The following is a 970-nucleotide window of genomic DNA, read 5'->3' as shown; positions in this document are numbered from 1 at the left end:
GTTGTGTTTCAAGACGAACGTCACGTTCACCGGTAAAGATAGATTGCCATACTTGTGGTGAAAGATACTTCGCAAGCTTATGCGATAGTGAGATCGACTGTTCTCGTTGATGCTGAATCTGTGACTTCGCTTTTACCAAGGCCTTCGCTTGTTGGTGTGTGTAATATGCGGTAACAGCAACATAGACACCTGCCCCAATACCAGCCACAAGAGTCACCAATACCGGCTCATTTATATTGAAGTTAAATCCGAAAATTAAGCCGCTTAATCCTAATGATATAGATGCCGTGATGCAGCCGAGTACTAATAGCTTCATACCTCCTACAACAATGAAGCTAAACGCACCCATAATGATCGAGAATAAAGAAGCAGTGAGGCTGAATTCGATGAGAACAATCGTACACCCAACAATAACACCGTCTATAAGTAAGGTTACTTCACGAGCGGTTGGATTATCAGCAAGTTTGAAATGACGTACGAAGAAATATAAAAGGTGGGGCCAAAGCATGGCGAAAGGCACAAACCAAATTAGGTTCTTATCAAAATGACCTAATAAAATGCCCGTAATAAAGGTGAGAGTAGACGTTAGGTAAGCAAGTACGCGCCCATTATAGGCCGGCATGACTGACGGCGGCGCATCATAATTAATTATACTTGGTTCACTTGCCATAGTTTACTGCCCAAACGAATAAAAGAGGTGTTCGTAAAACTGGGTATTTCCTTTCTTCGCAATCTATTTAGGCAAGCGCGCTTATTCTGTATTATTGCTGCTTGAGTCTTGCCTAGCCTTAATTTTGGTGGCTTAGGTTAGCACCTCCTTTTTTTATTAACAAATGTTCTCTGTGTAAAGCGATTCATCATGAGCTATGAAAACAGCATCCTAAACTTCTTGCATCAGCGCGTGTCTTTTCCACGATTAGTTTCACCTGCACCTGAAGGTGAACAATTAAAAGGTATTTTGAAAAGTGCA

1 protein-coding gene is annotated in these 970 nt (G+C 41.5%); it reads right to left on the bottom strand.

Annotated features, from left to right (window positions below; all coding sequences use genetic code 11):
* Window positions 1-670, bottom strand: a 670-nt coding sequence (locus tag A3738_RS15025) for an MASE2 domain-containing protein (RefSeq protein WP_304440108.1), incomplete at its 3' end; no start/stop codon positions are given.
* Window positions 671-970: the final 300 nt, after the last annotated feature.

It is taken from the genome of Oleiphilus sp. HI0066 (genome assembly GCF_001635725.1).
This window is presented reverse-complemented; position numbering and strand designations above follow the sequence as displayed.